The 18,002-nt window shown below is 49.1% G+C and carries 19 protein-coding genes; 10 read left to right on the plus strand and 9 right to left on the minus strand.

The annotated features are described in order from the left end of the window. Nucleotides 1–37: 37 nt before the first annotated feature. Nucleotides 38–1,981 carry an acetoacetate--CoA ligase gene (locus J2Y43_RS08440; RefSeq protein WP_309992709.1) on the minus strand — a complete coding sequence of 648 codons (1,944 nt, stop codon included), beginning with the start codon at nucleotides 1,979–1,981 and terminating at the stop codon, nucleotides 38–40. A 302-nt stretch (nucleotides 1,982–2,283) separates the two neighbouring features. Between J2Y43_RS08440 and J2Y43_RS08445 the strand changes: the two genes are divergently transcribed. Then, a complete protein-coding gene (locus J2Y43_RS08445; protein WP_309992707.1) occupies nucleotides 2,284–3,873 on the plus strand; it encodes a pseudouridine synthase in 1,590 nt (529 codons plus the stop codon). Nucleotides 3,874–3,950: 77 nt separating this feature from the next. Here J2Y43_RS08445 and J2Y43_RS08450 read toward each other — a convergent pair whose 3' ends face one another. From J2Y43_RS08450 to J2Y43_RS08470, 5 genes are all read right to left on the minus strand, one after another. After that, a complete protein-coding gene (locus J2Y43_RS08450) occupies nucleotides 3,951–5,480 on the minus strand; it encodes a Do family serine endopeptidase (protein WP_223406374.1) in 1,530 nt (509 codons plus the stop codon). 203 nt (nucleotides 5,481–5,683) lie between these two features. Further along, nucleotides 5,684–6,112 (minus strand): Hsp20/alpha crystallin family protein, encoded by a 429-nt coding sequence (locus tag J2Y43_RS08455; RefSeq protein ID WP_309992704.1) that lies wholly within the window; start codon nucleotides 6,110–6,112, stop codon nucleotides 5,684–5,686. 238 nt (nucleotides 6,113–6,350) lie between these two features. Next, complete coding sequence (gene rnc, locus J2Y43_RS08460; protein WP_223406370.1) at nucleotides 6,351–7,097, minus strand: ribonuclease III; 747 nt, start codon at nucleotides 7,095–7,097, stop codon at nucleotides 6,351–6,353. 14 nt (nucleotides 7,098–7,111) lie between these two features. After that, complete coding sequence (gene fabF / locus J2Y43_RS08465; protein ID WP_309992700.1) at nucleotides 7,112–8,365, minus strand: beta-ketoacyl-ACP synthase II; 1,254 nt, start codon at nucleotides 8,363–8,365, stop codon at nucleotides 7,112–7,114. 43 nt (nucleotides 8,366–8,408) lie between these two features. Continuing rightward, nucleotides 8,409–8,645 carry an acyl carrier protein gene (locus J2Y43_RS08470; RefSeq protein WP_015813362.1) on the minus strand — a complete coding sequence of 79 codons (237 nt, stop codon included), beginning with the start codon at nucleotides 8,643–8,645 and terminating at the stop codon, nucleotides 8,409–8,411. 232 nt (nucleotides 8,646–8,877) lie between these two features. Between J2Y43_RS08470 and kdsA the strand changes: the two genes are divergently transcribed. The 4 genes from kdsA (at nucleotide 8,878) to J2Y43_RS08490 (ending at nucleotide 11,475) form a co-directional block, all read left to right on the plus strand. Next, nucleotides 8,878–9,690, plus strand: coding sequence for a 3-deoxy-8-phosphooctulonate synthase (gene kdsA, locus J2Y43_RS08475; RefSeq protein ID WP_309992691.1), 813 nt, complete (start codon nucleotides 8,878–8,880; stop codon nucleotides 9,688–9,690). Then, nucleotides 9,687–10,379 (plus strand): phosphatase PAP2 family protein, encoded by a 693-nt coding sequence (locus tag J2Y43_RS08480; protein ID WP_309992688.1) that lies wholly within the window; start codon nucleotides 9,687–9,689, stop codon nucleotides 10,377–10,379. Before kdsA ends, J2Y43_RS08480 begins: the two co-directional genes overlap by 4 nt. 61 nt (nucleotides 10,380–10,440) lie before the next feature. Continuing rightward, the gene (locus tag J2Y43_RS08485) at nucleotides 10,441–10,899 is read left to right on the plus strand and encodes a GyrI-like domain-containing protein (RefSeq protein ID WP_309992686.1); all 459 of its coding nucleotides are present in this window, start codon (nucleotides 10,441–10,443) and stop codon (nucleotides 10,897–10,899) included. Between the two features lie 36 nt (nucleotides 10,900–10,935). Continuing rightward, complete coding sequence (locus J2Y43_RS08490; RefSeq protein WP_309992683.1) at nucleotides 10,936–11,475, plus strand: DNA-3-methyladenine glycosylase I; 540 nt, start codon at nucleotides 10,936–10,938, stop codon at nucleotides 11,473–11,475. On the opposite strand, the gene J2Y43_RS08495 is transcribed toward J2Y43_RS08490, so the two are convergent. The 3 genes from J2Y43_RS08495 to J2Y43_RS08505 form a co-directional block, all read right to left on the minus strand. Continuing rightward, nucleotides 11,472–11,984: a hypothetical protein gene (locus J2Y43_RS08495; RefSeq protein ID WP_309992682.1), complete on the minus strand. Its 513-nt coding sequence runs from the start codon at nucleotides 11,982–11,984 to the stop codon at nucleotides 11,472–11,474. The two genes, J2Y43_RS08490 and J2Y43_RS08495, sit on opposite strands and share 4 nt — an antisense overlap. A gap of 42 nt (nucleotides 11,985–12,026) precedes the next feature. Continuing rightward, a complete protein-coding gene (locus J2Y43_RS08500) occupies nucleotides 12,027–12,845 on the minus strand; it encodes a glycerophosphodiester phosphodiesterase family protein (RefSeq protein ID WP_309992679.1) in 819 nt (272 codons plus the stop codon). A 130-nt stretch (nucleotides 12,846–12,975) separates the two neighbouring features. Beyond that, on the minus strand, nucleotides 12,976–13,893 hold the full coding sequence (locus J2Y43_RS08505; RefSeq protein WP_309992676.1) for a PfkB family carbohydrate kinase: 918 nt from the start codon (nucleotides 13,891–13,893) through the stop codon (nucleotides 12,976–12,978). 191 nt (nucleotides 13,894–14,084) lie between these two features. Between J2Y43_RS08505 and J2Y43_RS08510 the strand changes: the two genes are divergently transcribed. The 5 genes from J2Y43_RS08510 to J2Y43_RS08530 are packed head-to-tail and all read left to right on the plus strand — an operon-like array spanning nucleotide 14,085 to nucleotide 17,940. Next, the gene (locus J2Y43_RS08510) at nucleotides 14,085–14,465 is read left to right on the plus strand and encodes a DUF5618 family protein (protein ID WP_309992673.1); all 381 of its coding nucleotides are present in this window, start codon (nucleotides 14,085–14,087) and stop codon (nucleotides 14,463–14,465) included. A gap of 34 nt (nucleotides 14,466–14,499) precedes the next feature. Then, entirely contained in the window at nucleotides 14,500–14,886 is a 387-nt protein-coding gene (locus tag J2Y43_RS08515; protein WP_309992670.1) for a DUF5618 family protein, read from the plus strand. A gap of 21 nt (nucleotides 14,887–14,907) precedes the next feature. Further along, a complete protein-coding gene (cysS, locus tag J2Y43_RS08520; RefSeq protein WP_309992668.1) occupies nucleotides 14,908–16,410 on the plus strand; it encodes a cysteine--tRNA ligase in 1,503 nt (500 codons plus the stop codon). 2 nt (nucleotides 16,411–16,412) lie between these two features. Then, nucleotides 16,413–16,922, plus strand: coding sequence for a DUF192 domain-containing protein (locus J2Y43_RS08525; protein WP_309992666.1), 510 nt, complete (start codon nucleotides 16,413–16,415; stop codon nucleotides 16,920–16,922). Further along, a complete protein-coding gene (locus tag J2Y43_RS08530) occupies nucleotides 16,906–17,940 on the plus strand; it encodes a M28 family peptidase (RefSeq protein ID WP_309992663.1) in 1,035 nt (344 codons plus the stop codon). The genes J2Y43_RS08525 and J2Y43_RS08530 overlap by 17 nt, the downstream gene beginning before the upstream one ends. Nucleotides 17,941–18,002 lie beyond the last annotated feature (62 nt).

Consider the following 18,002-nt stretch of genomic DNA (forward strand, 5'->3'; position numbering starts at 1 on the left):
TGAATGCAAGGCGTTAACAGACCAACTGTGCGTATTTCTAGATGAATGCCTTCAATGATTCGGGATTGCGCATGGTATCGATATTAATGCACTTGGCCGGATCCTGCCCCATCAATATCCGCTTCATCGGCGCTTCCATCTTTTTGCCGTTGATCGTGTAAGGGATATCGCCCACCTGCTCAATCGTGTCGGGCACGTGCCGCGGGCTGTATTGGGTGCGCAAAGTGTCTTTAATCTGCTTCTTCAAATCTTCGGTAAGCTCCTTACCCATGGCGAGGACGACAAACAGCGATATCGTCCCCTCTCCGTTCGATTTTTCCAGGTAAACAGCCAGACTGTCCTTCACCTCGGGAATGCTTTCCACGGCCCGGTAAATCTCGGCGGTACCGATGCGGACGCCACCGCGGTTCAAAGTAGCGTCCGAACGGCCGTAAATAATCACCGACTTCCGGTCCGTGATTTTAATCCAGTCGCCATGCCGCCACACCAGCGGGTACATTTCGAAATAGCTGGAAAGGTATTTTTCGTCGTGCTCGTCGTTCCAGAAATAAATAGGCATCGAGGGCATCGGCTGAGTGATTACCATTTCGCCCAGTTCGTTCAACACCGGTTTTCCATCCTCACCGAACGCCTCAATCCTGGCCCCAAGCATCCGGCATTGGATTTCGCCCGAGTACACGGGCAGAAGCGGGCAGCCGCCTACGAACGCGCTGCACACGTCCGTGCCCCCGCTCAGGGAGATCAGCCACACATCTTTTTTGACTTGTTTATAAATCCATTCAAACGCCTCAGGAGGCAGCGGCGAGCCGGTTGATCCGATCGTTTCCAGATGATTCAAACGCTCGGAGGTAATGCTCACGCCACTTTTCATAGAGGCAATGAAGAATGCTGCCCCGCTACCGAAATGCGTGATTTTGGCTTTTTCGGCCAAAGTCCAGAGCACTTGCGATGACGGATAAGCCGGTGCGCCGTCATACATGACCAACGTACCGCCGCAAAGCAACGAGCTCAATGCGTAATTCCACATCATCCAGCCGGTGGTAGAGTACCAGAAATACCGGTCGCCCGGTTTCACGTTCTGATGCAACATGAGCGCTTTCAAATGTTCGATCAGGCAGCCGCCGACGCTATGGGTAATGGCTTTCGGTTTGGCCGTTGTTCCCGAGGAATAGAGAATCCAGATCGGATGATCGAATGGAACAGGCTCGAAATCGATACCGAAATTCTCGAAATGCAGGATATCGTCCCAGGCCGTAAAACGCTCGGGACGCGATTCGGAGAATATGTTATTGATCAGCACCGTATCGGCCACACTGGGGAGGGCCGCAGAAAGCTCGCTGGCGAATGAGGTAATGTCGTAGGTTTTACCATTGTAAACGTAGCCGTCTACCGTAAACAATACCTTCGGTTCGATCTGCGCAAAACGTTCGGTAATGGCCGGTTTGCCAAAATCGGGGGAACATGACGACCATACCGCGCCCACGGCATTGGCAGCCAGGAATGCGACTACGGCCTCGGGAATGTTAGGTAACACTGCCGCCACGCGGTCGCCCGGCTTCACACCCCGCTGTTTCAGCCAGGTCGAAACGGCGGCCACCTGCACTTCCAGCGTTTCCCAGGAGATCTCCACGAGTTCCGCTTTTTCCGACTGGAAAATAATCGCAGGCCGTTCTTTGGTTTTGTTTCTAAAAATATGTTCGGCGTAGTTCAGCTTGGCTCGGGTAAACCAGCGTGTGCCGATCATGCCGCTTAGGGGCTTTTGCAGCACTTCGAGGTACAAATCGTGTGATTTGATATTAAAGTAGTTCCAAAGACTCTCCCAGAAATCTTCCAGGTCGGTCACCGACCACTCCCACAGATCGTGATAAGAGCGGAAATAGAGGCCCTTTTTGACAAACAGCCAGTCCATATATTTTTTCAGATTGGACTGTTCCAACAGGTTCCTTCCCGGTTTCCACAACGGTTGCGCCTCAGCTGACATAATTCACTTGTTAATGAAGGTTTAGTTAGGTAAAAATGGCCATTTCCGACCGCATTTCTCCGATAGTACTTATAAACGTTTCTATATCATTTTTGACATAAACACATTCAAATATTTTTACCCGGAAAAATTCCCGTATCTTTGCAGGCTAATTTTTTTCAACACTAGTACTCTGACCATCAGATACGTTGGCTAACCAGTTTTAGTGGCAATTCATACCATTTTGTGCGAATTAAAGCACTAATCGGTTACAAGGTAAATTTGTAAGAGGAAATAAATCCAGTAGTGATACTGCATTCCTAATGAGAAACAGAAACAATTCCAAAGGCTCCCAAGGCGGAGGCGGCTTCTTCAAGCGCGCAAAGCCTGAAACCGAAAGCCGGTTCAGCAAACCCAGCATCAAAAAATCCAGTATGCGTTTTTCAGCCCCTGCCGAAAACAAGGGACAAAAAGCACGTCCGAGCTTCGATCATGAGCGGCCACGCGATGAGCGCTCAGGTTTCGGTAAACCCGATTTCAAGAAATGGGACAAAGGAGGTAATGACCGCCCCTTCCGCCGCGAAGGCGATTCTGCCGAGCGTGGCTTTAAAAAGGATTTTGGTAAAAAAGATTTTCGCTCCAACGACCGTGGAGGTGACCGTTCCGGCGACAGAAAGCCATTCGGTGATCGTCCGGAAAGAAGTAGCTTCGGCGGGGACCGCAACCGCGAGTTCAAACCGCGCTTCGATCGCGATAATGACGAGCGCGAGTTCAGACCACGTCCGGACAGAGATTCGCGTGATTTCAAATCACGCCCGGAAAGGAGTAACGGTGATCGCGAGTTCAAACCACGTTTCGACAGAGACCATGGCGACCGCGAGTTCAAACCACGTTCTGACAGAGACCATAGCGACCGCGAGTTCAAACCACGTTCTGACAGAGAAAATGGCGACCGTGAGTTCAAGCCGCGTGGCGATCGCAGCGAGCGTCCGGCCCGATCATTCGATCGCAACGAGGGCTCTTTTAAAAAAAAAGAAGATAGGGACGACAAACCCTACCGCTCCCGGTTCCAGGACAGTGAAGAGCAGGATCGCAGCGGGTTGGAGAGACGAGTAGGACGGTACGAAACGGCACCGCGCTATAATCTCGACAATTACGAGGCTAAAAAGAAGCCCTCGGCAAGACATAAGGATAAGGAAGAAACCGACGAGATTCGCCTGAACCGCTACATCGCTAATGCGGGCATTTGCTCCCGTCGCGAGGCCGATGATCTGATTTCTTCGGGCCAGATTTCGGTGAATGGCAAGATCATCACCGAAATGGGCTACAAAGTGCGCCCTACCGACGTGGTAAAATACGGCAAAAAGGCATTGAACCCGGAGAAAATGGTGTACATCCTCATTAACAAACCGAAGGATTACATTACCACTACCGACGATCCCGAAGAGCGCAAAACCGTGCTCGACCTGATCGCTGGCGCGTGCTCCGAGCGCGTGTATCCGGTAGGCCGCCTCGACCGCAATACAACCGGCCTGTTGCTGCTTACCAATGATGGAGAACTGGCTGAAAAGCTCACGCACCCATCAAGTGGTATCAAGAAGATTTACCAGGCAGAACTCGACAAGCCTATTGCAACAGAGGATTTTGAGCAACTGCAAGCAGGTGTCGAACTGGAAGACGGTTTCATTCGTCCCGACGAAGTAGGTTTGGTGACACCGGATGCGCAGGTCGTGGGCCTCGAAATCCACAGCGGTCGCAACCGCATTGTTCGCCGTATGTTCGAGCATTTGGGTTACGAAGTCCAGAAACTCGACCGCACCGTTTTCGCAGGTTTGAACAAAAAGGACCTGCCACGCGGCAAATGGCGCTTCCTGACCGAGAAAGAAGTGATTAAGCTCAAATTCCTGCTTTAATAGCAGCAAGTGGTCTTAAAACAAGAAGGGCTGCGATGGTGATCATCGCAGCCCTTTCTTTATGCATTCAATTTGAATTACAACCTGAATCCGAACGAGTAAACATCGTAAGGGGCGTCAGGGTAAAGTCCTTCAAACTGCACCATCGATTCTTCTTTGCCGGCAATGGCCGCTTCGAATTCTTTCACAGTTTTAACAGCCTTTCCATTCACTTTGGTGATGATGAATCCTTCTTCCACCTGGGAGCGTGCAAACTTGCCGCCGTCGATAGAGAGCACTTTCACACCCCCATCAATTTTGTAGCGCGACAATCTTTGTTTCTCCTGATCGCTCAGGTTGCCGAACTGCGCACCCAGCGAGCTCATTACCGCAGCAGATTCGTCGCGTTTGATGATTTCAGAACCACCAGTGCGGTTACGTAGCGTAATGGTCAGGTCTTTCTCTTTTCCATCGCGGTTTACGGTCACATTCACTTTATCACCAGGCTTGTGCAGACCGATCGATTGCTGCAATTCCGGGATCGAGTGTACGTTCATACCGTCTACCTTCACGATCACGTCACCTTTGTTCACTCCGCCTGCTTTCGCCGCGCTGTTTTCGGTGAAGTCACGTACGTACACGCCATCGTTCACTTTCACGCCGTATTCTTCGGCCTTGCGGCTGTCGAGGTCGTCGAGGGCAATACCCAGGTAACCACGTTGTACATTACCGAATTTGATCAGATCGCTCGATACTTTTTTCACGATGCTCGAAGGCACGGCGAATGCGTAACCTGCGAAGCTACCTGTTGGACTGGCAATAGCGGTATTGATGCCGATCAGCTCGCCTTTCAGGTTCACCAATGCACCACCACTGTTTCCAGGGTTCACAACGGCGTCTGTCTGAATGAACGATTCCAGCGGTGAATCACCCGCAGCGGCCGAAGTAGGCGTCATATTGTTACGACGGCTCGATTGGCCGATAATACCCAGCCCACGGCCTTTGGCACTTACGATACCGGCTGTCACAGTAGATTCGAGGTTAAAAGGGTTACCCACGGCAACCACCCACTCCCCTACTTTCACAGCGTCGGAATTGCCCAGCGTTACGGCTGGCAGGTCTTTTCCTTCAATTTTAATCACCGCAATGTCCGTAGAAGGGTCGGTACCAATCACCTTCGCACGGAATTTGCTTTTATTATGCAAAGTCACTTCCAGCTCCTGAGCTCCTTCCACCACGTGGTTGTTGGTAACAATGTATCCATCATTTGAAATGATTACGCCCGAACCTGTCGCTTCCGATTGCTGCGGGCCGCGTTGGCCGCCTCCGAAATCATCGCCGAAGAAATCCCGGAAAATATCGGGGATCTGTTGGCCGCGGTAGGCCTGGCGGGTAACGGTCGATTTGATGTGCACAACCGTCGGCGTGGTAGCCTCCGCTGCATAAACGAAATCGCCCGGAGCACCAGCCGGAGCTCCTGCCGACGTAAAACGTGCTATATTTTCGGAAGCCGCTTCTTTAAAAATTACATCTCTATCACTATCAGGACCAAGTAGTTTGTAGCCAGCTATGGTTGACGCACTTGAAATCAACCCAACCAACACCAAACCTTTCCAATTTGTTTTCATAGACATATGTTGGGGTTATATTTTTATGGACAAATAACGTAAATCGTTCAACAAATTATTCCCGTCGTAGATTCGTTTAACATCTTTTAACAAAGATATTTCATTTGGGAATTTACTAAAATATCCTGCCAGGGGATTATCCATCGGCGTCACAAAAAAGGCGTTATCCTTTCGAATAACGCCCATTATGTAAGTCCGGCCTATTAAGCGATCTCGATCAGGCGGGCTGGTTTTTCTTTCGCTTCCTCACGTTTCGGCAATGCGATGCTCAGGATACCATCGGCATAGTTAGCCTCGATCCTGTCGCCGTCAACGGTGTTAGGCAAAGTGAAGGTTCTTTGGAAAGAGGTGTATTTGAATTCTTTCCTCGTGTACTTCTCGTTTTTGTTCTCTTCCTTCTGCTCTTTCTCAGCTGAAATGGTCAGTTGATTTTTGTCGAGGTTCAGTTTGAAGTCAGATTTTTGAAGGCCGGGAGCCGCTACTTCGATGCGGAAACCTTCTTCGTTTTCAACCACGTTCACAGCTGGTACGGTGCCTGCAAATGCAGGAGTGTTGTACTCGTTAAAAAGATCCTTACCAAAAAATCCGTTCAAATAAGAAGGACCTGCGAAATGTTTGACTAATGTGCTCATTGCTATAAGGTTTTTGTTTTTAGTTTTTTCAATTTCTTCTAACCTCGCGGTTATGCCCTCTATCTAACAACTTCTGTTCCGGGCCTGAAAAAGCGAAAAAATAGCGACAAAATGGCCGATTTGAGCTAAAAACACTTTTCAATACAGACAAAATGACCGGTTGGCAACTTTGCAAAGTGACAAAAACGCCATTAGCCCATCGGAAAACCAATGAGCGGACATTCAAAAACAAGTAAGGTTATTTCAATTCAAGGATCGCACAGGCTTGCTCCGATGCGGATTGCTCGGCTTTTTTCTTGGTAAAGCCATTGCCTGTTGCGAAAGGCTCGTCGTTGACGAGAATTTGTGAAATGAATTCGCGGTGGTGGCGGGTGCCCCGTTCTTCGAGTATCTCGAAACGGATTTCCTTTCCCTCGCGCTGCGCCCATTCGATGATGAGGCTTTTGAAGTTCACATTGTTCTGGATAATGCTATCCAGATCGTAATGCGTGATGAGCTTACTGATAATGAAGGTTCGCGTAAAACGGAAGCCCTTATCGAGGTAAATAGCACCTACGAATGCTTCGAGCGCATCCCCGTACATGGACGAGCGTGGCGACATACCCCGGCGGTTGCCATCGTATTCGATCAGGCGGTCGAGGCCCAGCTTGCGCGAAATCTGGTTCAGCGACTCGCGATTCACGATTCGTGAGCGGATTTCGGTGAGGAACCCTTCGTCTTTGTAGGGATATTTGGTAAAAAGAAATTCCGCTACCACCATCCCCAGCACCGCGTCGCCCAGGTATTCCAAACGCTCGTTCGACTCCCTGAAACCTTTAATAGCGGTCTCGCGGGAAGCGGAAGTATGCCTGAAAGCCAGCTGATAAACGCCGAGATTAGAAGGCTTGTCGCCTATAACATGCGCAATCGACTCCTTAAATTTTTTGTCCTCAGCACTTCCGGTCCTGAATAGGGAAAGTATCGGTATAAGAATTCGCTTTGCCAATGGTAGGGATTTAATCAGTCTTCGTATTTCTTGAAAACGACTGACGCATTATGACCTCCGAAACCGAAAGTATTGCTCAAAGCGATATTTACGCGACGTTTTTCAGCTTTGTTGAATGTAAGCTTCAACCGCGGATTGATTTCCGGGTCGTCGGTAAAGTGGTTAATGGTAGGCGGCACGACCTGGTCTTTGATCGCCATGATACAGGCGGCAGCTTCAATCGCTCCTGCTCCTCCCAATAAATGCCCTGTCATCGATTTCGTAGAGCTGATATTCAGATCATATGCATGCTCGCCGAAGAATTTTTCTATGGCTTTGATCTCCTGCGGATCACCGATCGGGGTAGATGTACCGTGGGTATTGATGTAATCGATCTCCTCAGGCCTGATACCTGCATTTTCGACTGCATTCTTCATTACAATGTAAGCGCCGAGCCCTTCCGGGTGCGGAGCAGTGATGTGATAGGCGTCGGACGACATCCCCGCACCGATCATTTCGGCGTAAATTTTGGCTCCTCGTGCTTTCGCATGTTCGAGTTCTTCCAAGATAATCGCCGCTCCGCCTTCTCCAAGCACGAAACCGTCACGGTCCTTATCGTAAGGGCGCGAAGCAGTTTCAGGCGAATCGTTTCTTTCGGACAATGCCTTTAATGCATTGAAACCGCCCACGCCGGCAATCGTAACCGCCGCTTCCGAACCGCCGGAGATACACACATTCATCAAACCGAGTTTGATATAGTTGAATGCGTCGATCAATGCATTGGTAGCCGAAGCACAAGCCGATACCGTGATAAAATTGGGCCCCCGGAAACCGTACCGGATCGACAATACGCCGGAAGCGCTGTCGACGATCATTTTCGGGATAAAGAAAGGATTGAAACGGGGAGTTCTGCCGTTCTCGGAATAGTTCATCACTTCTTCCTCGAAAGTTTTGAGACCACCGATACCGGAGCCCCAAATTACACCGGCTTTGTCGAGATCAAGCGTATCTGCGTCAAAGCCGGCGTCCTTCATCGCTTCATCAGCTGCGATGACGGCGTATTGTGTAAAGGGGTCCATTTTACGGGCTTCTTGCCGCGGTATGTAATTAGTAACGTCCAATCCCTTCACCTCACAGGCGAAACGCGTACGAAACTTTTCAGCATCGAACCGCGTGATGGAGGCTGCACCGCTTACGCCTGCAACCAGATTTGACCAAAAGGTAGGAACATCATTGCCAACGGGCGTCAATGCGCCCATACCTGTAATTACAACTCGCTTAAAACTCATAAAATTGGGACAGAAATAGAAGATTGTACTGGTAAAAACCGGATTACTTCACGTTTTCTTCCAGATATGCAACAGCCTGACCAACTGTACCGATGTTCTCTGCCTGATCGTCAGGGATAGAAAGATTGAATTCTTTTTCGAATTCCATAATCAACTCAACGGTGTCTAGAGAGTCCGCTCCCAAGTCGTTCTGGAAGTTTGCTTCCGGTGTAACCTCCGACTCTTCTACGCCGAGTTTTTCGACGATAATTTGCTTAACTCTTTCTGCAATTGCTGACATTTTATAATCACTTTTTGGTTAAAATCGCCACAAAGAAAGATATTTCAGTTCACTTTTTCAAAAATTTTTTAAACACTTCATTTTATTGCACAATCCCGGTTTAAAATAAAAAAAAGCAGGAAATCAGCCTTTTAGAAGGGTTTAATTTCAAGAAATATCCACACTGCAAAGAGAACAGGACGGATAGCCGTACATTCGCAAAACATTTATCAATATCTATACCAACACCAGTATGATCTCGATACCGAAGTTGAAAAATACCGATTCGACCAACTTTTTCCTCTTGGCAGGCCCCTGTGCGATAGAAGGACGGGATATGGCCCTGCGGATCGCCGAGCATATCGTAACCGTTACCGACCGCCTTCGCATTCCTTATATATTCAAGGGTTCTTATCGCAAGGCCAACCGCACCAAGATCGATTCTTTTACCGGGATCGGCGATGAAAAAGCACTGAAAATCTTGCAGGAAGTACGTCAGGCATTCGGCATTCCTACTGTTACCGACATCCACGAATCGCACGAAGCTGCCTTCGCCGCTGAGTATGTGGACGTACTGCAAATCCCGGCGTTCCTCTGCCGCCAGACGGAGCTTCTCGCCGCAGCTGCACGCACGGGCAAGGCTGTAAATGTGAAAAAAGGTCAATTCCTTTCGGGCGCATCCATGAAATTCGCTGCTGAAAAAATCAATGAGGTAAATCCGGACGCGCAAGTGATCCTCACCGACCGCGGCAACAGCTTCGGCTACGGCGACTTGGTGGTGGATTACCGTAATCTCCCCGAAATGGCCGCATTCGGTGTACCGGTGGTAATGGACTGCACGCATTCATTACAACAGCCCAATCAAACATCCGGCGTAACAGGTGGCAAACCGAAGTTGATCGAAACGATCGCCAAAGCCGCCATCGCTGTGGGCGCCGATGGCCTTTTTATCGAAACCCATTTCAACCCCGCCGAAGCCAAATCCGACGGTGCCAATATGCTCCCGCTCGATCAGCTGGAAGGACTACTGGAAAGACTTGTACGTGTGAGAGAAGCTATTTTATGACTCCAAAAACTTTAAAGGCATATTTGATATGCCTTTTTCTTTGCATTCAAATTCTTCCGCAAACGGCATTTGCCCAGCAGGATTCTACCAAGCTTTGGAAAGTAACGGCCGGGGATGTTATTCCACCCGTCACACTCGGCCTTGCGGGCCTTATTGTTCAGGGCAAAATCAGCCGGCATTTGCAGGAGCGTGTCGTTTCCAATTATCCCGATTACCGCACGAAGGTGGATGAATTCCTGCCTTATGCGCCAGGTGTGGTGAGCCTCGGGCTGGCGTCCGCTGGCGTGAAGGGGAAGCATAAACTGGGAGACCAGGTCATTCTGGCCATACTTTCCAACGTGATCGCCCAGGGTGTTACGCAAAGCCTGAAACGCATTGTGAAATATCCGCGACCCAATGGGGAAGACAACCATTCCTTCCCTTCCGGCCATGCGACGACCGCATTCACCAACGCGACGATCCTGCACGAGGAATACGGCCAGCGGAGCATATTATATAGTATAGGCGGTTACGGCACTGCTACTACGGTAGGCGCCATGCGCGTGCTGGGCAATCACCACTGGCTCGCGGACGTGCTCATGGGTGCGGGCATAGGCATAGGCGCGACGAAAGTCGTGTACATCAGCTATCCCTGGATGCAGCAGCAGGTGCGCAGAATGAAAGCGCGAAGGCACGCAGAAAAAAACTGAAATGCTGCTGACATAGGGTTGTCACTCGCAGGTTTGTCTTTTGCATAAACATCTGTTAGCCATGCAAACGAAAACCATCCAGCCCATTCACGTTCTGTACTTCGAAACCCGGACTTCATTCCAGGAAATTTCCCAGTATGTGCGTGTAGAAGCCCGGAAAATGTATCAGGATGCCATCCGTAACGAGCTCGAAATCACCGGTCCGGTTTACTGGGTTTATGAAGGCGCCGACGGCCGGCCTGATACCGTTTTTACATTGACGATCGCATTGCCGGTCACACCACCATCACACACTATTGACTCGCCGTACCAGTTAAAGCAGCTTGAAACGTTTCAATGCATTAGCGAAGAACTTTATGGAAGCTGGGATGGGCTGGTTAGCACCTATGGCGCGCTGTTCGGCGAAATTATGTCGCAAAAGCTTGGTATGTCGGGGCAGAGCCGGGAAATTTATCTGAATATGGATTTCGAAAACCCCGACCGGAACATTACCGAGGTTCAGGTCGGCATTTTGAAATAAGCTATTTTAAAGGACAAGATCCTAACAATCACCGCGATGTCATATTGCACTTACATCATCAACAACCCCTCGGAGCAGGCTGACTACCTGCTCCACAAGCATTACCACGACAACCAGTACGGCTTCCCGATTGAAGACGATGACGAGCTCTTCGGGCGTCTCTTGCTGGAAATCAACCAGGCAGGCCTTAGCTGGACGCTGATGCTGCGCAAGCAAGACAGCTTTCGGGCCGCCTACGATAATTTTTCCATTGAAAAAGTAGCTGCGTACGACGAAGCCGACCGCGAGCGGCTCCTGGCTGATCCGGGCATCGTACGGAACCGTCTGAAAGTGAATGCAGCTATTGTGAATGCACAGAAGATCCTCGAATTGAAACAGGAATACGGCTCATTCAAAGGCTGGATCGACGCGCATCACCCGCTGACGAAAGAACAATGGGTCAAACTATTCAAGAAAACCTTCAAATTTACCGGCGGCGAGATTGTGAATGAATTTTTGATGAGTACCGGCTATCTGCCCGGCGCCCATGATGCCGATTGCCCGATTTACCAGACTATTCCGCAAGCATTACGCTAATAGTCGATCTGATCGGGGGATAGCAGTTCCACTTGATCTTTAATCTGCTGAAATGCCGAGGCACTCATTTCACCTTCGTTGACCGCCTTTTCCATCAGATCAAAGTGACGGCAAAGGACACTTCGTTTGCCTCGGTGATGCCAGATGATAAGCCAGGCCGTATCCGCGGCTTCTTCTCCGAAGACACTCTTGTATGGCCAGCCATGTTTTTGGATAATATTATCAAGGACCTTCAAATTCGCCTCGTCATTAGCCCTCATTTTTTGCAGGAAAAAGGTCTCATTTTCTTTCCGGCCATTGTTCAGGCTATCGCGGTATTGCTGGTCGGCCTGATACATTTTTGCGAAAAGCTGAATCAATTCGTTCTTCGTCAGGTCGTCAACGTGAATAAACGGATCAATATCGGCGTACATTAAACTCGAAGGAGCCTTTAAGGCAACAGGAGATTCGGTAGCTGTCGGATTATGTGTTGGCTTAGGAGCATTGCAGCGTGCCAGTAAGAGCATCATACTTATAACTATAATCCGTCTCATAACCGGCTCGCTTTGGTATTACTGAACGTTCTTCGCTAAATACGATACCATTTCCGCCGGCTTGTCCGTTTGCAAGCCCTGCACGCCCTTATGCAATGCCTCATTCCACGAGGCCGGGCCTTCGGTAGGACTCTGCACATCAAGCCACACGGAAATTCCGTGGTCGTGCGCAGCTTTCAGCAATTCAGGGTTTGTAACATTATCCACAACCTGAATTTGCATTTGGCTCAGAAATGAGGCTAGCTGTTCTTTATTAGTTATTTCTTTCGGGAGGCTGGTCATCAGCGGCACCTCAGGCGCTGCCTCTTTCCATTGTTTATACTGCTCTTCCTTATTCAGATAGACCACCACCTGGTGCTCCATTCCCGCAGCTTTAATCTGTTTCCAGGTTTCGGCCACGTCTGCATCTTTGAAATCGAGGTAAATATTGATTTTGCCTTTGCAAAGCGCAAGCAACTCCTTGAACTCGGGAACGCGGTGGGTCTTTCTGTTCCGGTTAAAAACCTGCAATTCTTCTACTTGCTGCCAGGTCATATCGGCAACTTTGCCCATGCCGTTGGTCGTCCGGTCAACTTTGGCGTCGTGCATCGCTACGAGATGGCCATCTTTGGTAGTTCTTAAATCGACCTCCACATAATCGGCGCCGCAGGTGATCGCTTCGCGCGTGGATGCGAGCGTATTCTCGGGTGCATTCACGTGGTTGCCCCGGTGCGCGATCACAACGGTTTTGTGTTTGGAATGCGGCAATGCCGGGTGTGCATGATGCTGCGCGAACGCGGGTGTAATGAGCGCAGCGCTCGCAATGAGGGAGCAGATTTTTTGTACAAACAATTTCATCTTGAATTTCAGGTTATCAGCGGGGTTACAGCATTTTGAATCAAACAGGCTAACAGGCCGGTAAAAAAATGAGTCTACAAGGAGAAACGCATTTCAACTCATAGACTCATTTACTCGGAACTTTAAACTTTTATTGTATTTCGAAGCTCGCCAGTTTCACAAATTCCTGAACGCGGGCATTGATTTCATCTTTCGAAAGATTCACGAGGCGCTCCGTACCGAATTTCTCTACGCAGAAAGAAGCCATAGCCGAACCGTAAATGATCGCGCGCTTCATGTTTTCAAAAGAAATATCATCGGTAGCAGCGAGGTAACCGATGAAACCACCCGCAAACGAGTCTCCTGCGCCGGTTGGGTCGAACACTTCTTCCAGCGGCAATGCAGGCGCGAAGAAGATGCGGTCCTCCTGGAACAGCAAAGCACCGTGCTCACCTTTCTTGATGATCAGCGTTTTCGGGCCCATGGCCATAATTTTCTTCGCGGCTTTGCGCAGCGAGTATTCTCCTGAAAGCAACCGGGCCTCTTCGTCATTGATCGTAAGCAAATCGACCAGTTTGAGGACGGATTTCAGATCGTCCAGCGCGATGTTCATCCACAGGTTCATCGTATCGAGCATGATCAGCTTAGGACGTTTCGCGAGGCGCTCGATCACGAGTTTTTGGGTCGCAGGAACCGTGTTACCCAGCATCAGGAACTCGGTACCTTGGTAGGAATCCGGGATAATGGGGTCGAAATGCTCCATTACATTCAGCTCCGTGATCAGCGTGTCGCGGGTGTTCATGTCCTCGTGGTACTTACCCGACCAGAAGAATGTTTTGCCATCCTGCACGATCTCCAAACCTTTGGTATCCACCCCGTGTTCTTCAAGCAGGTCGATCATTTCTTTTGGGAAATCGCCACCTACAACCGCAACAAGGTTATTTTGCTGGGTAAAATAGGAAGCAGCTAGTGTGATGTAAGTGGCTGCACCACCGATAATTTTGTCTGTTTTTCCAAACGGGGTTTCGAGCGCATCGAATGCAACAGATCCTACGGTAAGTAAACTCATAAGTGATTACTGTATTGATTTTAAGTTAGTTTCAAACTGGATTTTAAATGCAAAAACGCTGCGAAGATAAACAAAACGGCCGAATAGCCTCTCGCCGCCTGCTCATTCTCAGTTATACCTACAAATCAATCTTGGGTTATTTGCTATTTTTGTCAGAATCAAGTAATACACCACTCTAATCACATACTATCATGGAAGTAATCAACGAAGCTAAAAGGTATATTGACAATGCGAGGGTGTTCCTCAGAGACAATGCCCGAAAGGAAAATGGCGTGTACCAGGACACAAAATACGTGAAGATCGCAGGGCATACGGCTTACAGCGGCGTTTTGATAGCCCTTGACGCCGTACTTCCAGAAAAGGGATCCCGCAAAAGTGTGGAATGGTACCAGAAAGAACTGAGCGCTATCGACAAACGGGTATTGTCCAGTTTTCTGAATACATATCACATTTTGCATATTGGAATGGGCTATGACGGTGCTCCAAATGCTAAAACGGCCAATATAGGCTTGCAGGACGCAGAAAGGATTATCCATTGGGTAGAGAACCGGCTTGAAAAGAAAAAGAGATAATCAAGTAAAACACCACTCTAATCACATACTATCAATGGAAGCAATATCAGAAGCAAGACGCCATATCGACAATGCAAAAGATTTTCTCAGCAACAATGCAAGGAAGCAGGATGGACTCTATCAGGACAGAAAGTACGTTAAGATTGCAGGGCACGCAGCATACACCGGCGTGTTGTTGGCGCTGAACGAATTTTTAGGAGAGAAAAGTAAAAAGACACCAAAAAGCGTTGAATGGTACCAACACACGTTAAGTCGGATCGATAAATCTCTTCTTTCTAATTTTAACGAAGCTTATGAAATCCTCCACATTCATATGGGGTATCAAGGCATTAAGAGCTCTGAAACGGCCTCAGTAGGTCTGAAAAAAGCCGAAAAAATCATCAACTGGGTCGAAACCCGGCTCGAAAAGAAAAATCAGTAATCAAGAAAGTAAAACATATAAATGACCGCACAAACTTTCCAGCCACTTAAAATATTCAATACGCTTACCCGTAAAAAGGATGTTTTTGTTCCCATTGCTCCTCCCTATGTCGGCATGTATGTGTGCGGGCCGACGGTCTATAACAATGTGCATTTGGGCAACATCCGCACGTTTCTTTCATTCGATATCCTGTTCCGCTACCTGACGCACATCGGTTATAAGGTGCGTTACGTCCGCAACATTACCGACGTAGGCCACCTTGTGGGCGACGGCGATGCGGGTGAGGATAAAATCGGGAAGATGGCGAAGCTGCAAAAACTCGAGCCGATGGAGATCGTGCAGCGGTACACCAACGATTTCCACGAAGTTACCGCCATATTCAACCTGCTTTCTCCTAGTATCGAACCCACCGCAACCGGCCATTTGATCGAGCAGATCGAAGCGGTGCAGACACTGATCGACAAAGGGGTAGCGTACGAATCCAATGGCTCAGTGTATTTTGATATCAATAAATACCAGGCCGGCGGCAACGAATACGGCAAGCTTTCAGGACGCATTATCGAAGATTTGCTGAACGAAACCCGCGAGCTCGACGGACAAGCCGAAAAGCGTAACCCGCTCGATTTCGCATTGTGGAAAAAGGCTAATCCCGAGCACATTATGCAATGGGAATCACCCTGGGGCAAAGGCTTTCCCGGCTGGCATTTGGAGTGTACGTGCATGAGTGCCAAATATTTAGGTAAACAGTTTGATATTCACGGCGGCGGGATGGACCTTAAATTCCCGCACCACGAGTGCGAAATTGCGCAAGGCAAATCGCTGACCGACGAAGAGCCCGTCCGGTACTGGATGCATACCAACATGCTCACGGTCAACGGCCAGAAAATGTCGAAGTCGCTGGGGAACTCATTCCTGCCGTCGGAGCTGTTTTCGGGTAACCATGAGCTCCTCGACCAGGCTTACAGCCCGATGACCGTACGGTTCTTTATGCTGCAAAGCCAATACCGCAGCACGCTCGATTTCTCAAACGACGCATTGAAAGCGGCACAAAAAGGGTATAAAAAACTGGCAAACGGCCTGCGCATTGCCAAAATGCTCACGTATACGCATGAGGATGGCGTAAATGCGGATGAAGCGAAAAAAGCGGACATCGAAAAGTCGATTGAAGGTTTTTACAATGCCATGAACGACGACCTTAACACGGCCGTAGCATTCGCGAATCTTTTCAACATGCTGAAATACATCAACATGCTGAATATGGGTCAACTGAAATCGGCTGCATTGGGCGAAGCCGTGTTTACTTCGCTGAAGGAGCAATTCGTTGTTTTCTTCGAAGATGTGCTCGGTTTGAAAGAAGAGCTTGCCGAAGGGCACGCGATCCTCGACGGCATGCTGAAACTGTACCGCGAATTTAAACTCTCGCAGAACTACGAAAAAGTCGACGAAATCCGTTCTTACTTCAAAAATCAGGGGCTGGTGATCCGCGATACCAAGACTAGGATCGACTGGGCTTACGAGGAATAATCATGAAAAAGCGGCAGTCGGTTCTTGCGTTTATATTACTGGGGGTGTTTTTATTGGGCGGCGTGGCGTATTTCATCGCTTCGTTTTCCGACAAAAGTGAGCCGGTCGAAACATCTGCTCCGGCAGTTCCAACCCCGGTATTCAACAAAGAAGGCGAGGTGACTTTCTTGAAAAAGGGCCAGCCTTTCAAAAAAATCGAGGTTGAGATCGCCGAAAATGAAGCCGAACGCAACAAAGGACTGATGTTTCGTTCTTACCTGCCAGATTCGGTGGGTATGCTTTTCATTTTTGAACAGCCCGACGAACATTCGTTCTGGATGAAAAACACATCCATTCCGCTGGACATTATATATGTAGGGCCAGATAAAAAAATCGTTTCCATTGCAGAAAATACCCAACCGTATTCGGAAGAATCTATTCCGCCCTACGGCCTGGTGCAGTATGTAGTGGAGGTCAATGCGGGTTTTACCAAGCAAAACAATATTCAATCAGGAGATGCCATTTCTTTCTAATAAACTGTTTTTTAATCGCTTACCGATCGCATTAGCGATCGTCATCGGTATTTACGGGTGCAACAGCAACACCAGTTCCGAACAAACCGCAGAACAGGCACCGGTCGCATTGGTTAAAAGTGCGGATTTCAATGCGGACAGCGCTTTTCAGTTTGTACAAAAACAGGTCAATTTCGGTCCGCGTGTGCCTAACACAGCCCAGCACAGGGCCTGCGGCGACTATTTAGCAGCTACTTTGAAAAGATATGGCTGGACGGTGGTCGAGCAGCCGTTCACTACCACTACCTACGACGGTACCAAGCTGAATGCACGAAATATCATCGGGAGTTTCAATCCGCAGGCAAGCAAACGCATTCTGCTGGCGTCGCACTGGGATTCGCGGCCGTTTTCGGATCAGGATTCTTTGGTAAAAAACAAACCCGTACTAGCAGCTAACGACGGTGCGAGCGGTGTGGGCGTGTTGCTGGAAATTGCACGCGTACTTTCCAAAGAGGCTACCAAACCGGATATTGGCGTCGACATTATCTTTTTTGATGCCGAAGACTGGGGCTCATCCGGCTCGGAAGATACGGGGATGGAACACGGCGGCTTCTGCCTGGGCTCGCAGCATTGGGCTGCCAACAAGCATAATCCGAATTACACAGCCTATTTCGGCGTACTGCTTGATATGGTAGGGGCAAAAGGGGCAACTTTCTTCAAGGAGGGCTATTCCGTCCAATTAGCGAATGATACGGTACGGCAAATATGGGCAACCGCAAGCCGCCTTGGTTACAGCAACTATTTCATCGATGAGCCCGGCGCAGCAATCACCGACGACCACGTCCCGGTCAACAAAGTAGCCCGCATTCCGATGGTCGACATCATCCACACGCGCCAGAACAATATGAGCAAAACGTTCTTCGACCAGTGGCACACCGCACACGATACGATGGAAAACATTGATCCGAAAACATTGAAAGCGGTAGGTCAGACGCTCATCCAGGTGTTGTACCAGGAAGCGAAGGATCAGCCGCTTTAACGTGGTCAAATGTTGTCAGGTGTTGTCAGGTATAGTCATGAGTTGTCAGGTTTTGTCATTGA

Origin of the sequence: Dyadobacter sp. BE31 (assembly GCF_031457695.1) — a bacterium.
GTDB lineage: Bacteria > Bacteroidota > Bacteroidia > Cytophagales > Spirosomataceae > Dyadobacter.

Excerpts from the sequence above, each read along its gene's own strand:
- J2Y43_RS08440 (WP_309992709.1), bottom strand. The coding sequence starts at position 1,981 with ATGTCAGCTGAGGCGCAACCGTTGTGGAAACCGGGAAGGAACCTGTTG.
- J2Y43_RS08445 (WP_309992707.1), top strand. The coding sequence starts at position 2,284 with ATGAGAAACAGAAACAATTCCAAAGGCTCCCAAGGCGGAGGCGGCTTC.
- J2Y43_RS08450 (WP_223406374.1), bottom strand. The coding sequence starts at position 5,480 with ATGAAAACAAATTGGAAAGGTTTGGTGTTGGTTGGGTTGATTTCAAGT.
- J2Y43_RS08455 (WP_309992704.1), bottom strand. The coding sequence starts at position 6,112 with ATGAGCACATTAGTCAAACATTTCGCAGGTCCTTCTTATTTGAACGGA.
- fabF (WP_309992700.1), bottom strand. The coding sequence starts at position 8,365 with ATGAGTTTTAAGCGAGTTGTAATTACAGGTATGGGCGCATTGACGCCC.
- J2Y43_RS08470 (WP_015813362.1), bottom strand. The coding sequence starts at position 8,645 with ATGTCAGCAATTGCAGAAAGAGTTAAGCAAATTATCGTCGAAAAACTC.
- kdsA (WP_309992691.1), top strand. The coding sequence starts at position 8,878 with ATGATCTCGATACCGAAGTTGAAAAATACCGATTCGACCAACTTTTTC.
- J2Y43_RS08480 (WP_309992688.1), top strand. The coding sequence starts at position 9,687 with ATGACTCCAAAAACTTTAAAGGCATATTTGATATGCCTTTTTCTTTGC.
- J2Y43_RS08485 (WP_309992686.1), top strand. The coding sequence starts at position 10,441 with ATGCAAACGAAAACCATCCAGCCCATTCACGTTCTGTACTTCGAAACC.
- J2Y43_RS08490 (WP_309992683.1), top strand. The coding sequence starts at position 10,936 with ATGTCATATTGCACTTACATCATCAACAACCCCTCGGAGCAGGCTGAC.
- J2Y43_RS08495 (WP_309992682.1), bottom strand. The coding sequence starts at position 11,984 with ATGATGCTCTTACTGGCACGCTGCAATGCTCCTAAGCCAACACATAAT.
- J2Y43_RS08500 (WP_309992679.1), bottom strand. The coding sequence starts at position 12,845 with ATGAAATTGTTTGTACAAAAAATCTGCTCCCTCATTGCGAGCGCTGCG.
- J2Y43_RS08505 (WP_309992676.1), bottom strand. The coding sequence starts at position 13,893 with ATGAGTTTACTTACCGTAGGATCTGTTGCATTCGATGCGCTCGAAACC.
- J2Y43_RS08510 (WP_309992673.1), top strand. The coding sequence starts at position 14,085 with ATGGAAGTAATCAACGAAGCTAAAAGGTATATTGACAATGCGAGGGTG.
- J2Y43_RS08515 (WP_309992670.1), top strand. The coding sequence starts at position 14,500 with ATGGAAGCAATATCAGAAGCAAGACGCCATATCGACAATGCAAAAGAT.
- cysS (WP_309992668.1), top strand. The coding sequence starts at position 14,908 with ATGACCGCACAAACTTTCCAGCCACTTAAAATATTCAATACGCTTACC.
- J2Y43_RS08525 (WP_309992666.1), top strand. The coding sequence starts at position 16,413 with ATGAAAAAGCGGCAGTCGGTTCTTGCGTTTATATTACTGGGGGTGTTT.
- J2Y43_RS08530 (WP_309992663.1), top strand. The coding sequence starts at position 16,906 with ATGCCATTTCTTTCTAATAAACTGTTTTTTAATCGCTTACCGATCGCA.